Origin of the sequence: Parvimonas sp. C2 (genome assembly GCF_035282405.1) — a bacterium.
GTDB lineage: Bacteria > Bacillota > Clostridia > Tissierellales > Peptoniphilaceae > Parvimonas.
On the sequence record NZ_JAYKBP010000001.1, the window covers coordinates 217,202 to 242,245 of the forward strand.

Here is a 25,044-nt window from a genome sequence, read left to right on the forward strand (position 1 = left end):
AAAAAGAAAATATTTTTTTTATAACTTAGCACCTCCCTAAAAATAATATATGATAAAGATAATACATATCATATAGTAAACAAAAAAGTTAAGCACTAATTAGAGACAATTAATGCTTTAAGTTCAATATTAAATTTACTAAATATATATTAACATATTTGTAAAAAAATTTCAATAAATTAATAAATTTTTTAATTGTTAATAAAACTTTTAACTAATTATTATTTAATAATAAATATCCATGTATATCTCACTATTTTATAAATGATATTTTCTCATAAAAAAGACTATTGCAAGTTAATTTTACAATAGTCTTTCTTTATTATCTTTGTCTTTTTTTAGTTATTAAATACTTTCTAACTCTAAGAATTGTATATAACATATAAATAACAGTATATAATACTATTGACAGCATATGTTTTTCAGGTTTATGCATAAACAAAACCATTAAGTGAACATATATCAAGTAAAAAAATGGATATGCTAATTTTTGTAAATTTTTCCAATTTTTAGCTTTCATTTTATTTCTCACACATTTGAATGAAGTAATCATAAGTGGTAACATCATTGATATAAGAATTAAAGTTATTATTGTTGCTGTTTTAGTATATATATTCATTTTTTCTGAATTTGTAAAAAATTCAACAAAGTATCTTATTCCAAATGCTACGTTATGGCAAAGTGCAGCAAAACATCCTATAATTGACATTTCTCCTCTTATACTCATAAGTTTCCTAGTATATTTATTATGAGTTGTAATAACTCCTAGAAACATTACTATCATAAATGTTACTGTTGAGAATATTCCTCTTCTGAATATGTCCATAACATATTTTGTAAACCAAATTGGCATTTCCTTATAAAGCTTAGTTTCATAATATAAAACAACTGGAATTATCAATACATAAGTTGCCATATAAAATATAGTTGGATATTTTTTTATAATATTTGCAAATAAAACATAAAATAATGTTATTACAATTAATCCTATTATTAAATTCATCTACTCTTCCTTTTCATCATTTTTAAAATTTTGCTTTTCAGATGATTCATTAAATAGCTTTTTTAATTCATCGTTTAAACTTATTTTTGACAACTTATCATTAGCCATTTCGTTATTCTCAGTGGTTTTATCTACTGTAGAACTGTCAACATCTTTAATTTCTTTTTTCAAATCCATAACTTTTTCTGGTTTATTAGTATTATCCTTATCTTTGATACTTTTTCCATCTTTGGTTTCTACAGGATTTTTTTTAGATTCTTTCCAATCATCAATATTTGTTATTGTTATTTTAGAAATTTCTACCAGTTTTTTTGCACCCTCATAATCATTTTTTTGAATTAAATTTTCACAATATGCTCCAACTGATAATTTTTTGTTTTTAATAAGTGTACTTATTATACTATTATTTTCAATTTCTTTTTTTGAATCTAAATCTACAACTTTAATTCCAAACAAGTGAAAATCAGAATAAGGTATATTTAAAACAGGTGTTCCAGTAGTTGCCCAATCGGATTCATTTTCCAATTTATTAGAAATAAATAATGTTACTTTTAAATCATTTAGATTGAACTTATCTTCTAACTTATACTTTGTCTTATTTGATGTTAAGTTATATATTTTATATACAGGATATGGAACTATTTTTACTGAAATTTCCAATTCAAGTTTAGATCCATCATTAAAGCTTAATTTTATCTTTCCCTTTTGATCTCCAAGCTTTGATCTATCCGGTTCTTTTAACACTTCAATACGTGAAATATCTGCAGATCGAGATTTCAGTTTTAAATCTCTATTTATAGAAAAATCTGAAAATGCACCCCATTTAACTGTTTCTGCAAATTTTTCCATATTTCCATATTTAGGGTCCTTTACTACTACATTTACTATTTCATTTTTTATTTCAGGATACAAAATCTTAAATTCTTCTGCTTTGTTTGGAGCAGTATCTTTTACTATAACATTAATTGATATATCCTTTGTACTCTTATCAGCAAATTCAAGCCTTACTTCCATTAAAGTACCCTTTTCATTTACTTCAGTTACATCAGCTTCTTCAAGAATCTCAATTTTAGTACCTTCTGGCAAATCATCAAAATGGTTTTTCAAATGACTTAATTTTACTTCTTTACCTTTAATTGTAATCAAATCTTTTGGTTTATAAACATATTTATCCGCCATAGAGGTAACTTTTTCTTTTACGATAACATCTATTTCTAGTTCTTTTTCACTACCATCATCAAATTTAAGTTTAATTAAAAGCTTTTGCGGTACTGTTTCATTTACTTTATTTACATCTACCGGTCTTAAAACTGAAATTTCAGTTCCATCTGGTAAATCTTTAAGAACACCTCTTATTTTACCTTCTGTTATTTCTGTTCCTTTTGATATAGTCAAAGTTTCAGGTGTTTCCTTGTATAAAAATGCTTTAGGAATCTTTCCTTCAACTTTTGTTTTGATACGGAAAGTATTATTGAATAACACACCTTTATACTTTTCAATAACATCTAATGTATATTCTCCATTAACAAAATCCGCGATTAAAGTCTTATTTTGTGCTTGTCTTAATGGAATTTCAATTTCTTCAGAAGACTTTTTATCTTTAGCAATTATCTTAAATTCAATTTCTTTGCCATTAAGTTTTTCAGCGACCTCTTTTGAAACAGTAATATTTTGAATAAAGTCTGTTGTGTTATGACCCTTGGTATCATACCACTCAGAACCATCCTTAGCTTTTATCTTAATTCCAGAAATTTCAAAATTTTTATTCATATTTTTAGATATAAGAATAGTGTTTAAAAATTTAAAACTTTTACTTTCTTCATGAATTACTTTAAGCCTTAATCCATCTGTCACACTATAGCCTAAGTTTTCTTTATTCAAAACTAACCCATCTTTAAGCTCTTTATTATACTCATCAACTACTTTTAACCCATATTTGTCAAAGTCAGAATATGAAACTTTAATTTTCTGATTATCTTTTTTATATATAGTAACTTTTAAATCTTTTAAATCAAGTTTATCACCTTCTTTATACGAAGTTTTAAAGTTACTATCATCAAGTCTCATATCATAAAAATCAAAGTTTTTAGCTTTTAACAATGCATTTTTAATAGATGTAGCAGTTCCTGTTGCAGTGAAAGTAGCACCACTTACTGCATCATAATCGCTACCGTCATAACCTAGTTCTTCTCTAGCATATATTTTTAACAATGAAAATATCCTGTCATGAATATTTCTCTCTCCCTTTAAATGTGACTGATCTATAGTAAGTCCCCATTTACCGAAATTATGTTTTCCAATCACTTTATCCAATGCAGCTCTATAAACTTCTACTGTTTGTTCTTTCCCACGTGCTTCTTCCATAACCTTGCTCGTTGCATCTCTTAACACTTCAAATTTATATATCAAGGATTCAAATTTTTGCATATTTTTAATTCTATCAATTATAGTATAAAATTTTTCTTGGAATATTCCACCATCATCTATATTTCCAGGCGATGTTACTCCTTTTAATCTATTTAATTCCTCTTTAACAAGCTCTACATTTTCAATTTTATTGTTCTTAATAGTAACTTTTACAGGGATAGGCTTATTGGATACAAATCCATAACTGTCACCATAGTAAACTCCGTCAGGATAATTTACATTTTTATCAAGATTTTTAACTTCCTCCGCTGATAAAAATTTATAACTTCCATCCACTTTAGAATTCACCAATACAGGAATTTCTACAATTTTTTTACTGTTATCCTTGAATACAAGTTCAACTACAATTTTCGTTTTACCTTCAGAACTTGTATCTGCATTACTTTTTACATTAATTTGTACATCTTCCGGTAACTTTTCTAATGCATCTCTTATCTTTTGTAATCCAATAGTTTCCCCTACATTTGCAATTATAGTCTTAGGAGAATAAATATATTTATCAGCATCACTTCCATTAGAATCAACTGCTTTTTCTAAAGCATTAACAACAGCATTTATAAAGCCTTTAGATGACGTTGTAGCCCCTGAAATTGTATCTATATTTGTAGATTGGTTTGAAATAATCCTATCTCCTAATATACTTGCTTTTTTATTATCAAAATATGATTCATCATCTTTATTTTTAATCAATTCTATTTTTGCTATTTTTCCATTTTTAACAGTTACTTTAACCTCAATTGAATTTTTGTAATATCCATTTGACTTTCCAAAATAAACTCCATTTTTTAAACCTTTAAAATATTTTTTTATTTGTTCAATTTCATGTCTATTTTGTCCTGGAATATTTTGTTCTGTTTCGCCAGGTGAATTAATGTCAAGATTGTTTCTACCGTTACTTGCCTTTCTTAAAGCATCTTTTACAGCATTTAATATTCCTCTACTTGAAACTGTTGCTCCTGACACTGTGTCAATACTCGTACTTCCGCTTATAACTTTATTAAGTACACTAGACGCCCAAGTAAAATATGGATAATCATCACTATGACTTATAACTCTTGCATCATAAATTACTCCATTTTTTATAGAAATAGAAACCTTGATTGGTCCATTATATCCACGTCCAACTCCAATAAATGTACCATCTTTAAGATTATTTCTATTAAATCTAACTTTACCCGCAACAGCTGATGATTGTTTTGCTAACAATTTTGCCTTTTCTTTATCTCTTAATTCTTCATTTTCCTTTTCAAGATCTTCAGCTACATCACTTGTTTTTGCTCCAGCTTGAACAAGTGCTTTGTAAACAGCTACTTTAATTGCATCAGAAGTAACCGTAGCTCCGGAAATTGAATCAACATTAAATGTATTTTTTTCTACAATAGTTTGTAAAATTTTCTTTGCCATTTCATAATATTCAGGTGTTTCATTATGCGAAAGCACTTCTACTGAAAAAATCTTACCTTCTTTAATTACAACTTTTACTGTTATAGGACCTTCATATCCCTCAGCACTAGCAGTATATTCTCCATCCTTCAATTCGTTTGGAGCCTTTACACTGTCGAGCTTTGTAGTTTCATTTGCTCTATGTTTTTGTCTATCAGAATAAACACTATTGTAAACAGTATAACCTATTCCTGCAGTTGTAATACAAAAAACAAATAAACTGGCAATAATACTATTTTTTTTCATAAATCCCTCCTGTATCTATTTTGCTATATTTATAAATTCGTCACTTATTTATAAATATAACAATACACGTTATCAATTTTACTAAAATTAATAACTTTTTTCAATAAAAAACACCAATTTTAATATAAAAATTTCTTATCAATTAATTTGATGCAAGTATAAAATATCTTTATTTGCATATTTTTTCTAATTGCTTAATTGATTATATTTTAAAATCATTTTATATTTTAATATTTTTTATCAAATTTATTTGTTATTAAGTGTAATTATACTTAATTTATTATAGATTTTTATTTATTAATAATTTTAATTAAAAATTTAGCACAAAAAAGACATAGTTTCAATGAATTATCTGAAACTATGCCTTTTTTAATCAGCAACAATTATTTATTTTAAATTTTTTTGAACCAAAATATATATTAATATGGAATAAACAATTACTAAAAGTCCTTGTAAATCATAATACAAATTATTTTTTATAAAAGCATCATTTATAAATGTCAAAACAAAATCAAATATCCCAAAAAATATAATATAGTTTGAAGATTTCTTTTGAGCTATTTCCCAATTTTCCTTGTTCTTACTTGATTTTTTAGTTCTAAAACCATATATTCCCGAATTGAACTTTGGAGGAAATACCTTCATAATAATCCCTCCTGAGATAAATACGATTGCTACAATATAAATCATAATAAAACCTCCAATCTATATTATCAACATAAATTATATCTACTACTATCTAATCTTTTTTTGAAATAATTTCTTCCATATACATTGCTTTTGTTGATAAATGTGCATATTTATTATCTACAAATTTGACAATTAAAAATGCCAAAAACATCGTAAATAAACCAATACCAAATCCAATCAAATCAATCCCTTTTAAATTAGGGAGAGCTATATTGACCAATAATATTGAAAGTATAAACATTAAAATAGGAAAACCATATAAGAAAATTGAATATTTCAATACAATATTACTATCTACTCCTATTCTTACATAATCTCCAACTGAAACATCTAATGTTTTTTTCATAACAATATGCATTGTTGGAGTTGGACATCCTCCACAAGTTTTACAGGTTCCCTTACATCCGCTTATTCTTGAAATTAAAACTTTACACTTATCGTCAGGTAAGATTTTTGTTACATATCCTACTTGTTCCATAATATCAAATCCTTTACTACTTCTGATGTAATAATTAGTCCCATAGTTGAAGGAATAAAACTTATACTTGAAGGAGATGATTTTCTAATTTTATCAGATTCAATCATTTCTCCACTAGAAATTTCATCAGAGCAAACACATTTTAATTTTTTTACTCCTAGCTTTTTTAATTCTCTTCTCATTACCCTTGCAAGTGGACAGCCTATTGTTTTATAAATATCTATAATCTTAAATCTTGTAGGATCCAGTTTATTACCCGCTCCCATTGCACTAATTATATTTATATTATTTTCATAACAATATTTTATCAGATAAATTTTCGAAGTAATAGTATCTATCGCATCAACAACACAATCGTAATCTTTCAAATTAAATTTTTCAACATTATTTTTATCTAGCTTTTCTTTAAATATATTCACTTTTATTTTAGGATTGATAAGTCCTATTCTATTCTTCATTTCATCTACTTTATATTTCCCAATATTATTTGACATTGCGTGAATTTGTCTATTTACATTAGTTATGTCAATAATATCAAAATCTACTAGTGAAATTTCTCCTATTCCACATCTACAAAGCGATTCAACTGTAAAACTTCCTACTCCACCAATTCCAAATACAATAACTTTAGATTTTTTTAAAATTTCAAGTGAATCCTTACCTATTAGACTTTCAGTTCTTGAATAAATATTATTTTCCAATTTTTAAATTTAACTCCTCAAGTTGTACTTCTGATACAATACATGGTGCATCTGTTAATAAATCAGATGCTGATTGTGTCTTTGGAAATGCTATTACATCCTTTATATTGTTTGTACCCGCTAACAGCATAATCAATCTATCAAGTCCAAATGCAAGACCTCCATGTGGTGGTGTTCCATATTTTAAAGCCTCAAGTAAAAATCCAAATTTTATTTCAGTTTCCTCTTTAGTAAGTCCTAAAGCTTTAAACATTCTATTTTGTAAATCAGAATTGTTAATTCTAATTGAACCTCCACCTAGTTCATCTCCGTTTATTACAATGTCGTATGCTTTTGCATAAACTTTTTCGGGATTGCTTTCCAAGTATTTAATATCTTCATCTTTCGGATGAGTAAAAGGATGATGTTTTGAAACATATCTTTTTTCTTCTTCGTCATATTCAAAAAGTGGAAAATCTACAATCCAGCATAAGTTATATTCATTAGGATTTAATAAATTCATTTCTTTTGCAATAACACATCTTAAAGCTCCTAGTGAATTTAAAACAATATCATTTTTATCTGCAAGCATTAAAATCAAATCATCATCTTTAGCTTCTACCTTTGTTTTTATATTAGAGATAATTTCTTCATTTAAAAACTTTGAAATAGAAGATGTAACTTCTCCATCAGTTATTTTTATCCAGAATAAATTTTTTGCACCATAATCTCTAATTGAGTCAATTAATTTATCAATTTTCTTTCTAGTATATTCCTTTGAATATTTTCCGATTGAAATTGCTCTTACACTCCCACCAGAAGCAATTGCATTTTTAAATAAATCAAATTCAACTTCCTTAACACAATCTGTAATATTTCTAATTTCAAAACCAAAACGTAAATCTGGTTTGTCACTTCCATATTTTTCCATTGCATCATCATATTTCATTCTTTTTATAGGTAATTCAATATCAATTCCTTTAATTTCCTTGAATAATTTTTTTAACATTCTTTCATTTACATCAATAACATCTTCAACATCAACAAAACTCATTTCAAGATCAACTTGAGTAAATTCAGGTTGTCTATTAGCTCTTAAATCCTCATCTCTAAAGCATTTAACTATTTGAAAATATCTATCCATTCCTGAAATCATTAAAAGTTGTTTCATAATTTGTGGAGACTGTGGAAGCGCATAAAAATTCCCCGGATTTACTCTAGATGGTACGAGATAGTCTCTTGCTCCTTCAGGTGTAGGTTTATTAAGATATGGAGTTTCTATTTCCACAAAATTATTTTCAGTGTAAAAATCTCTGATAACCTTACACACTTTAGCTCTTAATTTTAAATTGTTTTGTAAACTTTCTTTTCTTAAATCCAAAAATCTATATTTTAATCTTAAACTTTCAGAAACATTGTCGTCATCTTTAATATAAATTGGAGGAGTTTGAGCTGTGTCTAAAACTACTAATTCACTTACTTCAACTTCAATATCTCCAGTAGGTATTTTTGAATTTTTACTTTCTCTTTCACTAACAACTCCTTTAACAGCTAAAACAAATTCTGATCTTATTTCTTTTGCACTATTAAAAACACTTTCTCCTAAAGTATCTCTCACAACTATTTGTGAAATTCCAGTAGTATCTCTTAAATCCATAAAAATTAATGAACCTAAATTTCTTTCCTTAGCAACCCAGCCCATCAAAATTACTTCTTTACCAATATCTTCTTTTCCTAAATTACCACACATATGCGTTCTTCTTAAATTTCCCATTTGTGCCATATTTTCCTCCTTATAAAAAAATCCCTGCAAAAATGCAGGGACGAATTAAATCCGCGGTACCACCCTAATTATAGGTATATCTCTTTATAATAATAGCTCCAGATTGTCCCATTTTGTATTAATTAGTAATTTTCACCAAATATTACCTCTCTAAAAATCTTAACAAAACTTTTCTCCTTCATAGCTTAATATATTAATTTCGATAATTATAACAATAAAATCATAAAAAGTCAACTAATTATATAAAATAAGAACTATACCCTTCCACGATGCTTTGCATCGGGTAGATTACTGGAACCATTGTTGTTTCACAATAAAAAAAGGAGTAACATTTATACAACCACTCCATTTTCTATTAATTTTTGTTTTCATCTGTAGATGAATGTTCCACATCATCTTCATCTTCAATTTCATCATCTTCGTCGATAAGTTCAACATCATCATCAGTATTTTTACTAAATAGATATCCACATCCCGCAATTACAACAAATATACATGCAACACTAGGATAAATCCAAAAATAAAATTTATCAGATAATTTAGGATATATCTTTGAGAAATTCTTTAAAATAGTAAAAAATGAATAATGATATCTGTTAGCTATACTTAATGAAGTGGCTATAATTTCAGCTAAAAACATTGAAGCACATGAAATTAGAATTGATATCACAACCCCAAGTTTTGTTAATTTTCTTGATAATAAAGTATACATAAAAATTGCACAATAAAGAGCAACAAATCCTGACCAAGAACTAAATACTCTAATCATAGTCAATCCTACATATATAGCAACTCCAGGTAAACTTCCAATTATTGCTCCTATCAATCCTAATAAAATATTACCTTTTTTCATATTTTCTCCCTTCCATATTTATATTTTTAAAAATATTTCTAAAATATTTTAAAACTTTTTAATAATAACTTTTAATATATCTAATGCCTGTCTTGTTCTTAATAGAATAGAAACAATAGCATAAGTGAGTCCAGCAAATATCAGTGCAATTAAGAAACTTAAATTAGAAGACAATTTTATATTTAATAATATAAATATTATTTTTGATACAATTGCCATCAAAATAACCGAAATAAGAACTTTAATTCCATTATTGATAATTGCTCTAGACTTTATCTTTCCAATTTGTTTTTCCAGTTTAATATATAAATTTATAGCACCAAAAATAGTTGCAATACTTGAACCAAGTGCTAGGCCGTTAAGTCCCATAAATCTTGATAAAATTATTGACATGATTACATTTAAAATTACCATTTCAACAGAATTAATAAGTGGTATTCTAGTCATTTTTAGTGCATAAAAAGCATTAGAAAGCACATCTCTTATCCCTAATCCTATAAGTCCTATTGCATAATAAAATAAGACCCCAGAAACCAATATAACATCATTTTCATCGAATTTTCCTCTTTTAAATATCAAAGTTACTATTTCCTTGGAAAAAATTAGTATTCCTACACAAGCAGGTGTTACTAGATATATAATAGTTGAAAGAGTTTTAGCAATCTGTACTTTAAATTTTTGTTTTGATTCTATAGCTAGTTTACTAAGCGTAGGAAAAATAGATGTAACAATGGATACTACTAAAATTCCCCAAACAAACTCATTTAATTTAACTGAGTAAGATAAAACAGAAATACCTCTCACGGAAATAAAAGATGCTAAATTTTTATCAATAAGTTGGTTTATTTGATTTACTGCAACTCCAAAAATAATAGGAAGTGCTAATACTAACATTCTCTTTATATTTTCATCTTTAAAATTAACAATAAATCTATGTTTATATCCTGTGCCCTTAATTGCGGGAATATATGGAATATATTGAAAAATTGTAGCGATTGCTACACCAATAGGTGCCAATATTGGATTTATTTTATAACTTATTATTAAAAATATAATAATAACAATATTGTATATAAATCCTGTTGACCCTGGAACTACAAAATTCCCTTTTATATTTAAATATCCTTTTAAAATGGAATTTAAAAGTTGCGCAAGCATTCCAAGTATAGTAATTCTAGTAAAAGTAACAGATAATTCAAAAATTTCACCAGAATATCCCATTGCAAAAAGAAATACAATTTGTCTTGCAAAAATATAAGCAAAAATAGTTGCAAAAATAGAGATTATAAAAATTATATTTAAAATATTACTTGTAAATTTTTCAGATGTTATTCTTCCTTCTCTTTTTTCCAAAGAAGTATATGTCGGAATAAAATTAATTGAAATACCAGACATAACAAATCCTAAAATAGTATATGGAACTAAAAGTGAAATTTGAAAAGCTGTTGCTATTTCACCTGTCCCATAAAAATAAGATAATAATACTTCTCTAAAAAAGCCTAATATTTTAGATAAAATATTTATAACCATGAGCAAAAATGCTGTATACCCCATAAAAATCTCCTATCATAAAAAAGGTCAAAAACATAAGTTTCTGACTTTAGTTTTTATATCTACTTGTTACTTTATCATTTAATCCATACCATATAAATATTCTTGATGTTTTATATAAATGTTCCATAAATACTTTATTTATATGATTATAAAGTTTCTCCAATTCTTTTTTTGTCAAAAATTTTTCTTTTTGTAAAACATAATAATTATTACCCTTAAATTCCAATTTTAACTGCTTTACAATATAATTGTTTAGATTAAAAATATATTCTTTTATTACATTTTCAAAAAAATCATTAGCTTTTTCTTCAAATTTTTTATTTAGATTATAATAATCTATAACATTATTTATAAGTCTATTTCTAAATCTATAATCTTTAGAAGTCAATTTCCTAACAATGAGTTTTTGCTTTCTACTAATTTTCAAATTAGGATAATTAACTAAAAAATAATTCTCTAATTCATTAGCAAAAACATTTGATTTCTTTCCATAAATATAAGAATCAACAGCCAATACAATTTCTAAACGATTAATATCATCATATACAAGTTTCTGAACAGCGCTTTTTATATATTCTCTATCTGATCTATTTTTATAAAATACGTCTAGACTTTTAGAAATCTTAGTAAAAATTGCTTGTCTAAATCTTACATTAAATCCACGTTGTTCTATTGAGAGTGAGGAAATAAATATATCAAAAGCAACTGAATCCTTTAAATACAAAAAATTGTATTCCAAAGCAATCTTAGTATCTTTATCTAATAAAGCATTCATTTTTTCCTCCCCCTTAATTTAAAAATTAATATATTTCACTAAAAAATATAGTTTTAAGCTATTTACACAGAAAAACTACAATATCATTATTTATATTCCTTAAAAATTTTTTAAAAACTTCACTATGTTTAGAACTATAACTATTGGAAAGTCTTGTAACATCAAGAGCAACTGTATTGAATTCGTGTTTTTCAATTTCAATTAAAATATCAGAAAAAATATCTTCTAAAAATTCTTCATCTTCTTCTTTTTCAATTTTTTGTGGAATTGAACAAAGTACAATATAAGTCGCTTTGAGATTAAATGCAGGAACAACTTTAAAATCTCCAGTTACTAAAGAACTTAATTTGCTAAAAACATCAAGTAGCCTATTTCCTGCTTTAGAGATTATTTCCATAGTATCTTCGTTTGAAAAGGAATTATCAACGAAATAAACTATGCAGTCAGATTCAATATCAAAAATACTTTCGCTAACTACTCTAATATCCATAACAAACCTCCAAAAGCATATAATAAAAATAATACAATTATTATATATTTTTTTTTAGATTTAGTCAATAATTAGGAACACATAAAATTGATAATTTTATGATTATTATTTTTTAATTAATACAATGTTATGATATAATAATTGTATATAGTAAAATTACTTACTTTAACTAATGTATTTTAAAATAATAATCTTTAAATAATTTTAAAAAAGGAGAATTTATGAAAAACTCAGGAATAATTGCTGAATACAATCCATTTCATTTAGGACATAAATATCAAATAGATAAAATAAAAAATGAATTAAATGCCAATATAATTACAATAATGAGCGGAGATTTTGTTCAGCGTGGAGAATGTGCAATCTTAGACAAATATACAAGAGCTAAAATTGCAGTAAATAATGGAGTTGATCTCGTAATAGAACTTCCATTTTACTACAGTTTACAAAGTGCTGAAAATTTTGCAAAAGGTGGAATATCTATTCTAAATAAACTAAATATCATTGACTATCTTTGCTTTGGTTTTGAATGCGAAAAAAAAGAGGATACAATAGAAATTGCAAAATTCCAACTTAAATACAAAAATGAAATTGAAGAACTCTTAAACTATGAAATGAAACTTGGAAAAAGTTATGCAGTTGCATATAAAGATGCTTGTATAGAAATCAACAGAAAATATAAAGTTTTAGAAATACAAGATGACTTTTTTATTTCAAATAATATTCTATCAATTGAATATGTCAAAAACTTAATACTATCAAAATCTCAAATAACTCTATTTCCTATAAAAAGAAAGGGAAAAAATTATAATGATGAGGATTATAACTCAAAGGATCAATTAAGCGCTTCAGCAATAAGAAAAGCAATTTATGAAAATAATTTTGAAAAAATTGAAAACTTTATAGATAAAAGTACTTTTAATGAATTAAAAAATTCTGTAAAGAATAATATTTTACCGAATGAAAAAATTATTTTAGAAATTTTAAAATACAATATTTTAATAAATCAAATAAATCCTGAAAATATCGTAAATTACGAAAATGGAATCTTAAATTTAATTAAAAAAAATATTTATTCAGTAAACTCGATAGAAGAATTAGCAGAAAAAATACAAAGTAAAAGATATAAAAAAGTTAGAATAAAAAGATTTATTTACAATTATCTATTAAATATAAATAATAAAATAAAGGAAATATATTCTAAAGATATTGAATATATAACTATTTTAGGCTTTAATAAAAAAGGACAAGAACTGATTAAAGAAATTAAAAATAAAACTAATCTAGAAATTGTAACAACAAATAAAAGCACACAAAATCTATCGGATTTTCAAAAAAACAAATTTGAAATTGAACAAAATTCAAGAAAACTTTATAAGCTATTCACAAATAACAAAAATAAAACTGAGTTTATATCTTTTTTGCAAAAATAACTACCGAATTTTCGGTAGTTATTTTAAAATTACATAATATTAAATTTTCCGTCTTCTAAATTATAAAATATATAGTCTGATTTGTTATCCAAACTGTCAACTATTGCTAAATCATGAGTTACAATAATTAATGTTTTTTCATCTTTTACAATATTCTTAATATAATTGATTGCCTTTGCCTTTAGTTTACTGCTTAAAGCACTTGTAGGTTCATCTAAAATTATAACTTCTGGATCATTTACTATCGCTCTTGCAATAGCAACTCTTTGCTTTTCTCCCCCTGATAATGTTTTGACTTTTTGATTAAGTAATTTTACTATATCCAAATTTTCACATACTTCATTTATTCTTTTCTTTCTTTCACTTCTTTTGTACTTTTTAGAATACATCAAAGGAATTACAATATTATCATAAGCTGTTTCATCCTCTAATAAATTATACTCTTGAAAGAAAAACCCGAATACTTCATTTCTTAGTCTTGCAATTTCTGTAGAAGACATTGAATTTATATCTTTATCTTCTATTTTATAGTCTCCTGAATAATTTTTATCAAGTAGTCCAAGAATCTTTAAAAAAGTAGTTTTTCCAGCTCCATTTTCTCCTGTTATAATGATTTTTTCGCCCTTTTTTATATCTAAATTACACTCATTTAAAACAAGCAATTCAGATTTTTTATTTTCATTATACACTTTTCTTAAATTTTTTAAGCTAATCAATTTCTATTCACCTCCCATTAGAGTTGTACTTAAATCTTCTCTAATGAGCATATTTAAGATAACAAATTCTAAAGTTAAAATAAAGACAATATTTATCCCTATATTTATAAAAAATATAATATCATAATTAAATCTATTCAGAAAATTAATTATCATAAAATTAAACACAGCCAATGACAGAACAAAAACTGAATTTCTAATAAATATACTTTTTTTGGTGGCACCACATATTATATGAATTTTATATTCTCTAAGTAATCTTTTATATAAATTTTTAATGAATATTCCAAAAGAAAGCAAAAAAGCCAACAAAAGTAAAAATACATAAAAATATATATACTTTAATATAAAATCTACATCTGTCATATTAACAGAATTAATATGCTTTTTAAAAACTATATCTGAGTTTAAAATCGCCTTTTCAAACTCCTCATCCAAACCATTTTTTAATTCTTTATCGGTAAATTTTGTACCTTCTATTAAATCTTTTAATTCAGCAGGATTTAACTTAAAATCGGATAATGAAGTCTCTTTTTTAGCCACTTCCAGAAAAACCAAATTATCGTCATCAATCTCAAGGTCAACACCGACTGTTTTGAATTTTATCTTATCTAATTCATCAGCTGAAACTACTTTTAAAGTTTTTTCCTTTTGCTTAAATAATTCTAAATCTTCCGAGTTTATTGCGAACAAAACCCTATTTTCGGAACTCTTTTGAAATTTTCCAATAAATATTTGGATAAAAATTCCCTTCTCTTCATTTACATACTCAGATACAAATTTTGTGTATCCACCTTTTTTTAATAATTTATCTACTCTATCTTCAACTTTTATAAAATCTTTCATTTCATAGGAAACGGGAATTGCAAAATAACTAACTTCAGTATCTTTCGATTCTTTTAGAGCCAAATTTAAAGCATAAGTAGAGAATGACAATATAACACTAATAGATAAGATTAACAATCCGAATAATATAAAAATTCTTGTATTTCGTTTTATGTCTCTAAACCCTAATTTTATATTATCTATAACCATAACATCACCTCATAAATACCTTCGTCTTTTTTAATGTAAATGAAAATTTTACCCAAGTAAAAAACATTGAAGTTATCGTTATAAATATCGGAATACCTAAAAGTTCTGTAAATGATAAATATTTACATATATGATTCAAAAATATATACATAAATATTGATGATATTAATCCCGCTATTACGTTGAAAAGTAGATTTTGCTTTAAAAAGTTTTTTAACACCTCTTTAAATGTAGCCCCACATTCCAAACATACTCTAAAATATTTATTATATTTTGAAAGATAAACTACGAATACATAACAGAATAATAAATAAGTAGCTACCACTCCTTGCAATATAAATTTTGCATATCTATCACTCAGAGAATTTAATATATTGGTTATCAAAGGTTTTCTATTATTAAATCTGTTAAATTCAACTTCATCATATCCTAAATTTTTTATTTTGTCTTTAATTTCTTCCAAATGTTTAACATTATCCGAATCAATATAAATAGTATCAAAGGAAGTCGAAGATAAGGCAAACAAATTAACTATAACTCTCAGTCCATCTTTATATATAGTTGAATTTGGATCAAAAGTATTAATATATTCCATACCTTTTACTTCGGGAATATCAAAAAATGATGTTTCTTTTGTATGCCTAAAATTAGGAGATATTTCATTTATATTAATAGCTACTTTTTTCTTTTCTCTATAGTCATCCATAGAAAAATATCTAAGTCTGCCTAATGCATTAAATTTAGTGGACTTGTAATAATAATCCATAGTTGGATTATATAAACCTATCAGTCCATTTCGATTAGTTTCTGCTATAACCTTTATATCATCATATTCAAGCAAAAAATCAAAATCATTTTTCTTATTGGAGTTATTCCTATTTGATTTTAGTTTTACAAAATTTTCACTCATATCATAATCAGGATAAATTAAATCTCTTCCTACAATATAATTTAATCCAAGAACCACAATACAATTTAAAACCAGTAATAGGAAGATTATATTTTTATTTTGACTTATCTTCATAGCTTTTACCTCTTAGTATAATTATTTTATACACTATTGAAGTTCATAATACCATATATTATTTAAATTGTCAACGCGTTTTATGATAAAAAAACAAAAGCCGATAAAAAATAATATATTTGTTTTTATCAGCTTTTTATTAAATAAAATTTAATATTAAAGGAATTAAAATTACAGCTAAAATTCCTGAAATTGATATTGAAACTGTAGCAATAGACCCTTCAATTTCTCCAATCTCCATTGCTTTTGCAGTTCCTAGAACATGACTACATGAACCAAGTGCAACTCCTTTTGCGACTTTATCATCTATTTTAAAAATCTTAAAAATTAATTCTCCTACGCTATAACCTATTATTCCACATATAACTATAAATACCATAGAGATTTCCATAATTGCTCCAATTTTCTTTGAAATTTCATAACCTATCGCAGATGTAACTGATTTTGGTAACATTGAAAGCAAAACTTCTTTACTAATCCCAAAAATATTACACAATAATATTCCAACAATCGCTCCAACACTTATTCCAACTAAACATCCAAGTAATATTGGAAGAAAATATTTTTTTATAATATTTAAATTTTTATATAATGGTACAGCCAGTACAACAGTTGCCGGTGCAACAAAAAAAGTTAATATATCTGCCCCTTGTTTATAATTAGTATATGGAATTTTAAAAATCAAGAGAACTAAGATAATTAAAACTGAAGATGTAACCATTGGGCTTAAAAATTTTAATCCTAATTTTACTTGAATTTCATATCCTATAACAAATGTTATTATTGTTAAAAAAATCCCAAAAAGCGGACTGTTAATTATTAATTCCATTTTTTTCTCCTTTTACAAAAATTTTCACAAAAAAAGTTGTAGCGAAAGCTGTAACAATCATAGATACAACTACACTTACAAATAAAATTAAAAATATTTGTAAAAATTTCCCATTAAAATAGTGGAATTTATCTATAACTCCAATTACTAATGGTGTCATAAACAATGTAATACTTTCAAGTAAAAATTCTGAAACTTTTTCTATTTTTTTTAATTCAATTATTTTAAAATACAACAAGGCAACCAGGAATAACATCGACAAAATAGTTGCAGGTATTGGGGATTTAAAAATAATCTCCAAAATAGTCCCAATAAATAAAAAAATTAAAATAATTAAGAATTCATAAATATGTTTAATAAAAATCATCTCCTAAAATAATTTAAGGGTTATTTCTAACCCCTAAACTTCAAATTTATCATACTTTCCATATAATTCATCAAGATAAATAATAGCTAAAACAGAAGGTCCAGTATGACAACCTATGACTGCATCTACTCCAGATATTAAAATATCATCATTATTAAATTCACTCATTAATAATTCTTTTAAATCATTTGCCTTATCTTCACAATCTCCATGAAAAATAACAAGAGTTTGTTTATCTAAAACATCTGATTTACTTTTTATAATATCTATCAATTTTTTCTTAAATGCCTTGTGACCTCTAACTTTATCAAAAAAATTTAGTTTTCCTTCATCTTTTGATATATCTAAAATTGGACATATATTCAATAAATTACCAATTATAAACTTAGCCTTATTTAATCTTCCACCTCTATAGAGATAAGTTAAATCGTCAACTGTAAAAATATAATTTATATGTTTTTTATAAAAATCAATATATTTTAATATTTCTTGAATACTTTCATTCTCTTCAATCATCTTTGCAACTTTTATCGCAAGAACACCATACCCAAAACTAGCTCCTAAACTATCTATTATATGAATTTTTCCTTCAGGAAATTCATCAAGCAAATCATTTTTTACCATATTAGCAGTATTATAAGTTCCAGAGAGCCCTGAGGATAAAGAAATATAAATAATCTCATTTTTAGCTAATAATTCTTCTTTAAATGTATCATAAAATTCTTTATAAGTTACTTGTGAAGTCTTATAAGTAATTCCCTTAGCCATATTCTCAAATAATTTATATTTATCTATATCATAATTTAAAATATATTCATTTTCTCCATCAGTAACAACCATGTTAAAAATTTGGATTTTATATTTTTTTGCAATTTCTACTGGGATATCGGCTCCCATATCAGAAAATAACTTTATCATATCTACCTCCATTTTTAAAAAACTTACCTAGTTTATATAATATACTATTTTTAAATTTTTTGCAAGAAAAAAATAGATTTAAAATAAAACTATTTGTTATGATACAATTGATGTGAGACCAAGGGTACAAAAAAAAGAGAATATCCTGTATAATTATTAAAACAAAAAAATTAACTAGAAAGGAACTCTCTTTTATGAATAATATTATATCACAAAATCAAGAAAATATAAAACTCAACCAACGTTATATCTCTCATTTACTTCAAACAAGATACCATGCCGTTAAAACTTACAGAAACGGTAATTCTGTTAGCTTTGTTTGTAGAAGATATAAAATATCTAAAGCTTCTCTTATGCGTTGGAATAAAAGATTTGATGGCTCTATTGACTCCCTTAAGGATAAATCTCATAGACCTTTATCCAAACATCCTAATTCTCATACCGATACTGAAATTTATTGGATTAAAAATCTCATTAGAAGAAATCCTAATATTTCTTTGATTGAACTTTACGCTAAACTTAAACTAAATAAAGGTTATACTAGACACCCTTGCTCTCTTTTTAGATTCCTTAGAAAACTTGGCTTTTTTAAAGATATTAAACAACCTTCCAAACCCTATGTTCCTAAACCTTATCATACTCCTACTAAAATAGGCGTTAAAATGCAACTTGATGTTAAATATGTTCCTAATTCTTGTTATGTTGGTAAATACCCTGATAAATTCTACCAATATACAATTATTGACGAAGCCACTCGTGAAAGGTTTATTTATCCTTTTAAGGAACAATCTTCTTATAGTACTGTTACTTTTGTTAAAATGGCTATTAAATACTTTGGTTATATTCCTGAAATTATTCAAACCGATAATGGCTTTGAATTTACTCATTTTAAAGATACTAAAAGAGTTCATCCTTTTGACAAACTATGTAATGAATTGGGTATTAAACATCAATTAATCAGACCTAGAACACCTAGACATAATGGTAAGGTTGAAAGAAGTCATAGAAATGACAATGAAAGATTTTACAGTAATTTATCTTTTTATTCTTATGAAGATTTGGTTGTACAAATGAAAAAATATCTCTATAAATCTAATAGATTACCTATGCAAACTTTAAATTGGCTTTCACCTATTGAAAAACGTAAAGAATTATTAGAATTAAAGGAGAATTAATTCTCCTTTAATTCTAACATACAGGTTATATTTTTTTATAATTTTTGGTCTCACATCATTTACAAATGTACAAAAATAGATTTAAAATAAAACTATTTTTAAAGTAAAATATTTAATTTGTAATTACTAAATTAACAGGTAAATCAAATTCGTTTGTTGGTACTTTCTCCACTATTTGTTCTTTAAATGCTAGAGAAATAGTATATCCTTTATAATCTTTTAAATATCTGTCATAATATCCTCCGCCAAAGCCGATTCTATAATTATTCTTATCAAATCCTACCCCAGGTACTAATATTAAATCAATATTATTTTTTTTAACAATATTTTTTTCTATTTCAGGAGGTGTTTTAATTCCATAATATCCCTCAATTAATTCATCTAAAGAATTTATTTTATAAAAAGTCATTTTTCTACTTTCTTTTTCACAAATTGGCGAACATACTGTCTTACCATCTTTCAATAATCTTTCAATTATTGGATAAGTATTTATTTCCGTACCAAAAGGAATTGTAAGTGCAATACAATTTGCATTTTTAAAATTTTCATTTTCAAATAATTTTTTATACAAAACTTCTTCAAAGCTTTTCCTATCTTTATCAGATATGCTTTTTAATTTTTCTTGAATTTCTTTTCTTATAATTTTTTTATCCATTAATAATCACTCACTCCTAAAAGTTTACGAACTTCTCCTACAAAATACAAAGAGCCAAATGCTGAAATAACATCGTTTTTACTTGACATTTCAAATGATTTGTTAATAGCATCTTGATAATTACCAAAACTATAAACTTTCTTTTCAGTTAATACTTCAATTTTTTCCTTTAATTCATAAGATTCCATTGCTCTTTCAGAATCCGGTCTTACAGTTAAAAAAATATCAAAACAAGGAATAATCCTTTCAAGCATTTCGTTATAATCCTTGTCTGCTAACACTCCAAAAATTGCAATTTTTTTATTGTTTTTATAGTAAAAATTCATATTTGAGACAAATTTTTCAATTCCATCAATGTTATGAGCTCCATCTAAAATAAAATCTGGACTTTTTGAAACAAGCTCAAATCTACAAGGCCAAGTAACTGTTAAAAATCCATTATATATACTTTCATTTGAAATCTCAAAACCCATTTTTCGAAGTTCTAAAAGTAATTCAATAGAAATTGAAGCATTCTTAACTTGATGTGAACCAAGTAAATTAATTTTTAAATTTTTAAAATCTTTATAGTCAATAACTTGTCCTGATTTATTATTTTCCAATACTTTAATTTTTGATAAACCATTTACTATAACCTTAGAATTCTTAGATTTTGCAACTCCAATTATATTATCCATAATTTCAGTATCTTGAGAATATAGAACTAGAGGAACACCATCTTTAATTATCCCAGCTTTTTCAAGAGATATTTCTTTTATAGTATTTCCCAAAAATTGTTGGTGATCAAAACTAATTGATGTAATTAATGTAATTAAAGGATTATCTACAACATTTGTGGCATCTAGTCTTCCACCTAAACCTACTTCCATAATTGCAAAATCACATTTTTCTCTATAAAAATACAAAAAAGCTACAGCGGTTACTAGCTCAAAATCAGCTGGAAAAACTTCAAGAGTGTTTGCAACCTCCCTAACTTCATCCATTAATTCTATTAATTTATCTTCTGGAATATTTTTGTTGTTAATTCTAATTCTTTCTTCAAAATTGTAAATAGAAGGAGAAGTAAACATCCCGACTTTGTATCCTTGTGAAACCAAAACAGAATTTACAAAAGAAGTGCAGGAACCCTTTCCATTGGTTCCTGCAATATGAATAATTTTTAATTTATCTTGTGGATTTCCTAGCTTTTCCATAAGAGTTTTTATATTTTGTAAACCTAATTTAATTCCACTGCAAACTTCTCCTCTGAGTTTAATCATTGCAGTTTCATAATCCATATTATTTTACCTTTTTTCTCGCGGCAATTAAACATTTTTCTGCTAAAACTGAAGTTGTTATCGATCCAATACCACCTGGTACAGGATTAATATAACTTGCAATTTCAGAAACTTCATCGAAATGAACATCGCCGGTTACCTTTCCATTTTCATCATAATTTGTTCCGACATCAACTACTATCGCCCCTTCTTTTACAAATTCCTTTGTAACAAAATGAGCCTTACCTATAGCTGAAACTAAGATATCTGCATTTTTACAAACTTCTTTTAAGTTTTGAGTTCTACTATGACACACAGTAACTGTTGCATTTTTTGCTAATAATAGCATTGCAACAGGTTTTCCAATAACATTACTACGACCTAATACAACTGCATTTTTACCACTTAAATCTAAATCATAAAATTCTAACATCTTTATAACAGCAGCAGCAGTACAAGGAATGAAACTATCTTCTTTAGGATAGAAAACTTCTCCAATATTATATGGACTTACTCCATCAATGTCTTTTTTAGGATTAATTTTCATTCCAACCAAATCATCGTCAATATGTGAAGGTAATGGTCTTAAAAGCAAGAAACCATCAACACTATCATCATTTCCAATTTTTTCTAGTTCAGATATAAAATTAGCTTCGGTAATATCTTCTGGATAATGGAATTGGACACATTCAATTCCCAAAGAAGATAAAACTTTTATTGCTGCATTTTCATAACCTATAGAATCGCTTCTATCTCCAACTCTAATAAAACCACAAGTAGTAACTTTTCCTTTTTCTTTAAGTTCAGCAACTCCTGCTTTAATCTTTTCCTTTAAAGCTATTGCTACTTCTTTACCTTTCATTATTGTTGTCATAATAGTCTCCTTATTTTAAAAATCCATTAAATATTTCTTCAAACGCCTTATTAGCAAGTTCCATTCCATCTTTTAATAATTTCATAGATTTTTCGTTTATCATCTTAATATTATCTTCATTTTTCATTGAAGAAGTATTTGCAAATACACTTAAACTTGCACCTTTAAGAGCAGATTCTAAAAAGACAGCTCCTGTTGCAACATCTCCAATAAGATTTTTATTCCCAATTCTAATAAGTCTGTCAACTAAACAAAGAGCTTCATAAGATTTTTCCATTATTTGTAAAGGAATCATAGCAGCATTATAAAGATTTATTTCTAATGCCTCTCTCTTTAGTTTCTTTTCCTCGTCAGTGTTTCTTGGCATCTTATAGCATTGAGAAAGTGGATAGAAAGCATCCGCATCCCCTTGAACTAATTCTTTTAAAGAAGTAATTAATTCGTTATATTTTTTTATTTGCTCTTTAATTTCTTCTTCAACATCTTTAAATTTTTCATTACCAGTAGTATAAATTGCATCCATATTTAACAGAGCAACTCCCAAAGCACCTACAAGGGCGGATGCACCTCCACCCCCTGGTACTGGTTGTTTATCTGATAATTCTTGAATAAATAAATTTATGGTTTTATCACACATTTTTTGTTCCATAAATTCCTCCTATTAACTAGAATAATCCAACTATCTTTCCATCATCAGTTATGTCAATATTATTTGCAGCAGGAACTTTTGGTAATCCAGGCATAGTCATAATATCTCCACTATAAGCAACAGCAAATCCTGCACCTGCAGCAATCTTTATATTTTTGATATTTACTTTAAATCCTTCTGGTCTACCAACTTTATTCTTGTCATCAGAGAATGAGTATTGTGTTTTTGCCATACAGATTGGTACATTTTTAAATCCTAATTCTTCTATAGTTTTAATTTTCTTTTTAACTCCTGGAGAGAATGTTACACCAGATCCTCCATAAACCTTTTGAACAATTTTATTTAATTTTTCTTCTAAAGAATCTTCAATATCATAAATTTGATTAATTGGTTTGTCATTTTCTGCAAGTTTTACAATTTCATTAGCAAGATCAACTGCTCCTTCTCCACCTTTTGCCCAAACATCTGAAAGAACTACATTAACACCTAATTCTTTACATTTAGTTTCAATTAATTGAATTTCTGCATCAGTATCCAATGGGAATTTGTTAATTGCAACGACACAAGGAATACCAAATAGATTTTGCATATTTTCAACATGTTTTAGTAAGTTTGGAAGTCCTTTTTCCAAAGCAACCAAATCTTCATTTCCTAATTCTGTCTTAGCAAGTCCACCATGCATCTTTAAAGCTCTTACAGTAGCAACAACTACAACTGCATTAGGATTTAAACCTGCAAATCTACATTTAATATCCAAGAACTTTTCAGCTCCCAAGTCAGCTCCAAAACCTGCTTCAGTAACAACATAATCGGAATATTTTAACGCTAATTTTGTAGCAATTATACTATTACAACCATGAGCTATATTAGCAAAAGGTCCTCCATGAATAAATGCAGGAGTATGTTCTAATGTTTGAACAAGATTTGGTTTGATAGCATCCTTTAATAATGCTGCCATAGCCCCTTGAGCATTCAAATCTTTTGCAGTTACTGGTTCTCCTTTTCTATTGTAAGCAACAATGATTTTTCCTAGTTTTTCCTTTAAATCTTTTAAATCATTTGATAGACATAAAATAGCCATTACTTCAGATGCAACTACTATTTCAAATCCATCCTCTCTTGGAACACCATTCGCTTTTCCATTTAATCCATCAACAATAAAACGAAGTTGTCTATCATTCATATCAACAACTCTTTTTAAAGTAATAGTTCTAGAATCGATATCTAACTCATTTCCGTGATTAATATGATTATCTAACATTGCAGCAAGTAAGTTATTTGCAGCACCAATAGCATTAAAATCTCCTGTAAAATGCAAATTTATATCTTCCATAGGAACTACTTGAGCATATCCACCACCTGCAGCTCCACCTTTAACTCCAAAAACTGGTCCTAAAGAAGGTTCTCTCAGTGCAAGAGATGTTCTTTTTCCTATTTTATTTAATCCATCACCAAGTCCAACAACAGTCGTAGTTTTACCTTCTCCTGCAGGAGTTGGAGTTATAGCAGTTACTAAAATTAACTTTCCATTTGGTCTTTCGTTATAATCTTTCAATTCATGAATATTTAACTTTGCTTTATAATTTCCGTAAAGTTCAATTGCTTCTTCCGGAAATCCTAAGTAATCAGCTACTTCTCTGATAGGTTTCATTTTTGCTTCTTGAGCAATTTGCACATCTGTCTTCATAAAA

At 26.3% G+C, this 25,044-nt stretch carries 23 protein-coding genes; 2 read left to right on the forward strand and 21 right to left on the reverse strand.

Annotated elements, in window-relative coordinates; genetic code table 11:
- Positions 1-322: 322 nt before the first annotated feature.
- The 10 genes from VJI95_RS00990 to VJI95_RS01035 all read right to left on the reverse strand — a co-directional run bounded on the left by VJI95_RS00990 (position 323) and on the right by VJI95_RS01035 (position 12,422).
- The gene (locus VJI95_RS00990; protein ID WP_324009914.1) at positions 323-1,003 is read right to left on the reverse strand and encodes a hypothetical protein; all 681 of its coding nucleotides are present in this window, start codon (positions 1,001-1,003) and stop codon (positions 323-325) included.
- Positions 1,004-5,119 (reverse strand): FMN-binding protein, encoded by a 4,116-nt coding sequence (locus VJI95_RS00995; protein ID WP_324009915.1) that lies wholly within the window; start codon positions 5,117-5,119, stop codon positions 1,004-1,006. It abuts the gene before it with no gap.
- A gap of 387 nt (positions 5,120-5,506) precedes the next feature.
- Positions 5,507-5,809, reverse strand: coding sequence for an SdpI family protein (locus tag VJI95_RS01000; RefSeq protein WP_324009916.1), 303 nt, complete (start codon positions 5,807-5,809; stop codon positions 5,507-5,509).
- A 49-nt stretch (positions 5,810-5,858) separates the two neighbouring features.
- Positions 5,859-6,287 carry a SoxR reducing system RseC family protein gene (locus VJI95_RS01005; protein WP_324009917.1) on the reverse strand — a complete coding sequence of 143 codons (429 nt, stop codon included), beginning with the start codon at positions 6,285-6,287 and terminating at the stop codon, positions 5,859-5,861.
- The gene (locus VJI95_RS01010; protein ID WP_324009918.1) at positions 6,275-6,988 is read right to left on the reverse strand and encodes a tRNA threonylcarbamoyladenosine dehydratase; all 714 of its coding nucleotides are present in this window, start codon (positions 6,986-6,988) and stop codon (positions 6,275-6,277) included. The genes VJI95_RS01005 and VJI95_RS01010 overlap by 13 nt, the downstream gene beginning before the upstream one ends.
- Positions 6,978-8,750: an aspartate--tRNA ligase gene (gene aspS, locus VJI95_RS01015; RefSeq protein ID WP_324009919.1), complete on the reverse strand. Its 1,773-nt coding sequence runs from the start codon at positions 8,748-8,750 to the stop codon at positions 6,978-6,980. Before aspS ends, VJI95_RS01010 begins: the two co-directional genes overlap by 11 nt.
- 355 nt (positions 8,751-9,105) lie before the next feature.
- A complete protein-coding gene (locus VJI95_RS01020; RefSeq protein WP_324000143.1) occupies positions 9,106-9,603 on the reverse strand; it encodes a hypothetical protein in 498 nt (165 codons plus the stop codon).
- Between the two features lie 48 nt (positions 9,604-9,651).
- Positions 9,652-11,157 (reverse strand): murein biosynthesis integral membrane protein MurJ, encoded by a 1,506-nt coding sequence (gene murJ / locus VJI95_RS01025; protein ID WP_324009920.1) that lies wholly within the window; start codon positions 11,155-11,157, stop codon positions 9,652-9,654.
- A 46-nt stretch (positions 11,158-11,203) separates the two neighbouring features.
- Entirely contained in the window at positions 11,204-11,932 is a 729-nt protein-coding gene (locus VJI95_RS01030; protein WP_324000147.1) for a hypothetical protein, read from the reverse strand.
- Positions 11,933-11,990: 58 nt separating this feature from the next.
- Complete coding sequence (locus VJI95_RS01035) at positions 11,991-12,422, reverse strand: macro domain-containing protein (protein ID WP_324009921.1); 432 nt, start codon at positions 12,420-12,422, stop codon at positions 11,991-11,993.
- Between the two features lie 221 nt (positions 12,423-12,643).
- Between VJI95_RS01035 and VJI95_RS01040 the strand changes: the two genes are divergently transcribed.
- Complete coding sequence (locus VJI95_RS01040) at positions 12,644-13,855, forward strand: tRNA(Met) cytidine acetate ligase (RefSeq protein WP_324000150.1); 1,212 nt, start codon at positions 12,644-12,646, stop codon at positions 13,853-13,855.
- A gap of 29 nt (positions 13,856-13,884) precedes the next feature.
- Here VJI95_RS01040 and VJI95_RS01045 read toward each other — a convergent pair whose 3' ends face one another.
- From VJI95_RS01045 to VJI95_RS01070, 6 genes are all read right to left on the reverse strand, one after another.
- Positions 13,885-14,571, reverse strand: a complete 687-nt coding sequence (locus tag VJI95_RS01045; protein WP_323999720.1) for an ABC transporter ATP-binding protein — start codon at positions 14,569-14,571, stop codon at positions 13,885-13,887.
- Positions 14,572-14,574: 3 nt separating this feature from the next.
- Positions 14,575-15,606 (reverse strand): hypothetical protein, encoded by a 1,032-nt coding sequence (locus VJI95_RS01050; RefSeq protein WP_324009922.1) that lies wholly within the window; start codon positions 15,604-15,606, stop codon positions 14,575-14,577.
- Positions 15,607-15,610: 4 nt separating this feature from the next.
- Positions 15,611-16,630 (reverse strand): hypothetical protein, encoded by a 1,020-nt coding sequence (locus VJI95_RS01055; protein ID WP_324009923.1) that lies wholly within the window; start codon positions 16,628-16,630, stop codon positions 15,611-15,613.
- A 139-nt stretch (positions 16,631-16,769) separates the two neighbouring features.
- Positions 16,770-17,459 carry an LrgB family protein gene (locus VJI95_RS01060; RefSeq protein ID WP_324009924.1) on the reverse strand — a complete coding sequence of 230 codons (690 nt, stop codon included), beginning with the start codon at positions 17,457-17,459 and terminating at the stop codon, positions 16,770-16,772.
- Entirely contained in the window at positions 17,443-17,826 is a 384-nt protein-coding gene (locus VJI95_RS01065) for a CidA/LrgA family protein (protein ID WP_323999724.1), read from the reverse strand. Before VJI95_RS01065 ends, VJI95_RS01060 begins: the two co-directional genes overlap by 17 nt.
- Positions 17,827-17,859: 33 nt before the next feature.
- Positions 17,860-18,744: a DegV family protein gene (locus VJI95_RS01070; protein WP_324009925.1), complete on the reverse strand. Its 885-nt coding sequence runs from the start codon at positions 18,742-18,744 to the stop codon at positions 17,860-17,862.
- 194 nt (positions 18,745-18,938) lie between these two features.
- Here VJI95_RS01070 and VJI95_RS01075 point away from each other — a divergent pair, with 194 nt between their 5' ends.
- A complete protein-coding gene (locus VJI95_RS01075) occupies positions 18,939-19,919 on the forward strand; it encodes a DDE-type integrase/transposase/recombinase (RefSeq protein WP_324009926.1) in 981 nt (326 codons plus the stop codon).
- 112 nt (positions 19,920-20,031) lie between these two features.
- Here the strand turns inward: VJI95_RS01075 and VJI95_RS01080 are convergent, their stop codons facing one another.
- From VJI95_RS01080 to VJI95_RS01100, 5 genes are read right to left on the reverse strand one after another with little or no spacing between them, the layout of a single operon-like run.
- Positions 20,032-20,574 (reverse strand): 5-formyltetrahydrofolate cyclo-ligase, encoded by a 543-nt coding sequence (locus VJI95_RS01080; RefSeq protein WP_324009927.1) that lies wholly within the window; start codon positions 20,572-20,574, stop codon positions 20,032-20,034.
- A complete protein-coding gene (locus tag VJI95_RS01085; RefSeq protein WP_324009928.1) occupies positions 20,574-21,851 on the reverse strand; it encodes a bifunctional folylpolyglutamate synthase/dihydrofolate synthase in 1,278 nt (425 codons plus the stop codon). The genes VJI95_RS01080 and VJI95_RS01085 overlap by 1 nt, the downstream gene beginning before the upstream one ends.
- A 1-nt stretch (position 21,852) precedes the next feature.
- Positions 21,853-22,704 (reverse strand): bifunctional 5,10-methylenetetrahydrofolate dehydrogenase/5,10-methenyltetrahydrofolate cyclohydrolase, encoded by an 852-nt coding sequence (locus tag VJI95_RS01090; protein WP_323999728.1) that lies wholly within the window; start codon positions 22,702-22,704, stop codon positions 21,853-21,855.
- Positions 22,705-22,714: 10 nt separating this feature from the next.
- Entirely contained in the window at positions 22,715-23,353 is a 639-nt protein-coding gene (locus VJI95_RS01095; protein WP_324009929.1) for a cyclodeaminase/cyclohydrolase family protein, read from the reverse strand.
- A 16-nt stretch (positions 23,354-23,369) separates the two neighbouring features.
- A complete protein-coding gene (locus VJI95_RS01100) occupies positions 23,370-25,040 on the reverse strand; it encodes a formate--tetrahydrofolate ligase (RefSeq protein WP_324009930.1) in 1,671 nt (556 codons plus the stop codon).
- Positions 25,041-25,044 lie beyond the last annotated feature (4 nt).

Coding starts and splice junctions, on each gene's coding strand:
- VJI95_RS01090 (WP_323999728.1), bottom strand. CDS start 22,704: ATGACAACAATAATGAAAGGTAAAGAAGTAGCAATAGCTTTAAAGGAA.
- murJ (WP_324009920.1), bottom strand. CDS start 11,157: ATGGGGTATACAGCATTTTTGCTCATGGTTATAAATATTTTATCTAAA.
- VJI95_RS01100 (WP_324009930.1), bottom strand. CDS start 25,040: ATGAAGACAGATGTGCAAATTGCTCAAGAAGCAAAAATGAAACCTATC.
- VJI95_RS01020 (WP_324000143.1), bottom strand. CDS start 9,603: ATGAAAAAAGGTAATATTTTATTAGGATTGATAGGAGCAATAATTGGA.
- VJI95_RS01095 (WP_324009929.1), bottom strand. CDS start 23,353: ATGGAACAAAAAATGTGTGATAAAACCATAAATTTATTTATTCAAGAA.
- VJI95_RS01030 (WP_324000147.1), bottom strand. CDS start 11,932: ATGAATGCTTTATTAGATAAAGATACTAAGATTGCTTTGGAATACAAT.
- VJI95_RS01000 (WP_324009916.1), bottom strand. CDS start 5,809: ATGATTTATATTGTAGCAATCGTATTTATCTCAGGAGGGATTATTATG.
- VJI95_RS00995 (WP_324009915.1), bottom strand. CDS start 5,119: ATGAAAAAAAATAGTATTATTGCCAGTTTATTTGTTTTTTGTATTACA.
- VJI95_RS01070 (WP_324009925.1), bottom strand. CDS start 18,744: ATGATAAAGTTATTTTCTGATATGGGAGCCGATATCCCAGTAGAAATT.
- VJI95_RS01065 (WP_323999724.1), bottom strand. CDS start 17,826: ATGATTTTTATTAAACATATTTATGAATTCTTAATTATTTTAATTTTT.
- VJI95_RS00990 (WP_324009914.1), bottom strand. CDS start 1,003: ATGAATTTAATAATAGGATTAATTGTAATAACATTATTTTATGTTTTA.
- aspS (WP_324009919.1), bottom strand. CDS start 8,750: ATGGCACAAATGGGAAATTTAAGAAGAACGCATATGTGTGGTAATTTA.
- VJI95_RS01035 (WP_324009921.1), bottom strand. CDS start 12,422: ATGGATATTAGAGTAGTTAGCGAAAGTATTTTTGATATTGAATCTGAC.
- VJI95_RS01040 (WP_324000150.1), top strand. CDS start 12,644: ATGAAAAACTCAGGAATAATTGCTGAATACAATCCATTTCATTTAGGA.
- VJI95_RS01075 (WP_324009926.1), top strand. CDS start 18,939: ATGAATAATATTATATCACAAAATCAAGAAAATATAAAACTCAACCAA.
- VJI95_RS01005 (WP_324009917.1), bottom strand. CDS start 6,287: ATGGAACAAGTAGGATATGTAACAAAAATCTTACCTGACGATAAGTGT.
- VJI95_RS01085 (WP_324009928.1), bottom strand. CDS start 21,851: ATGGATTATGAAACTGCAATGATTAAACTCAGAGGAGAAGTTTGCAGT.
- VJI95_RS01080 (WP_324009927.1), bottom strand. CDS start 20,574: ATGGATAAAAAAATTATAAGAAAAGAAATTCAAGAAAAATTAAAAAGC.
- VJI95_RS01060 (WP_324009924.1), bottom strand. CDS start 17,459: ATGGAATTAATAATTAACAGTCCGCTTTTTGGGATTTTTTTAACAATA.
- VJI95_RS01055 (WP_324009923.1), bottom strand. CDS start 16,630: ATGAAGATAAGTCAAAATAAAAATATAATCTTCCTATTACTGGTTTTA.
- VJI95_RS01050 (WP_324009922.1), bottom strand. CDS start 15,606: ATGGTTATAGATAATATAAAATTAGGGTTTAGAGACATAAAACGAAAT.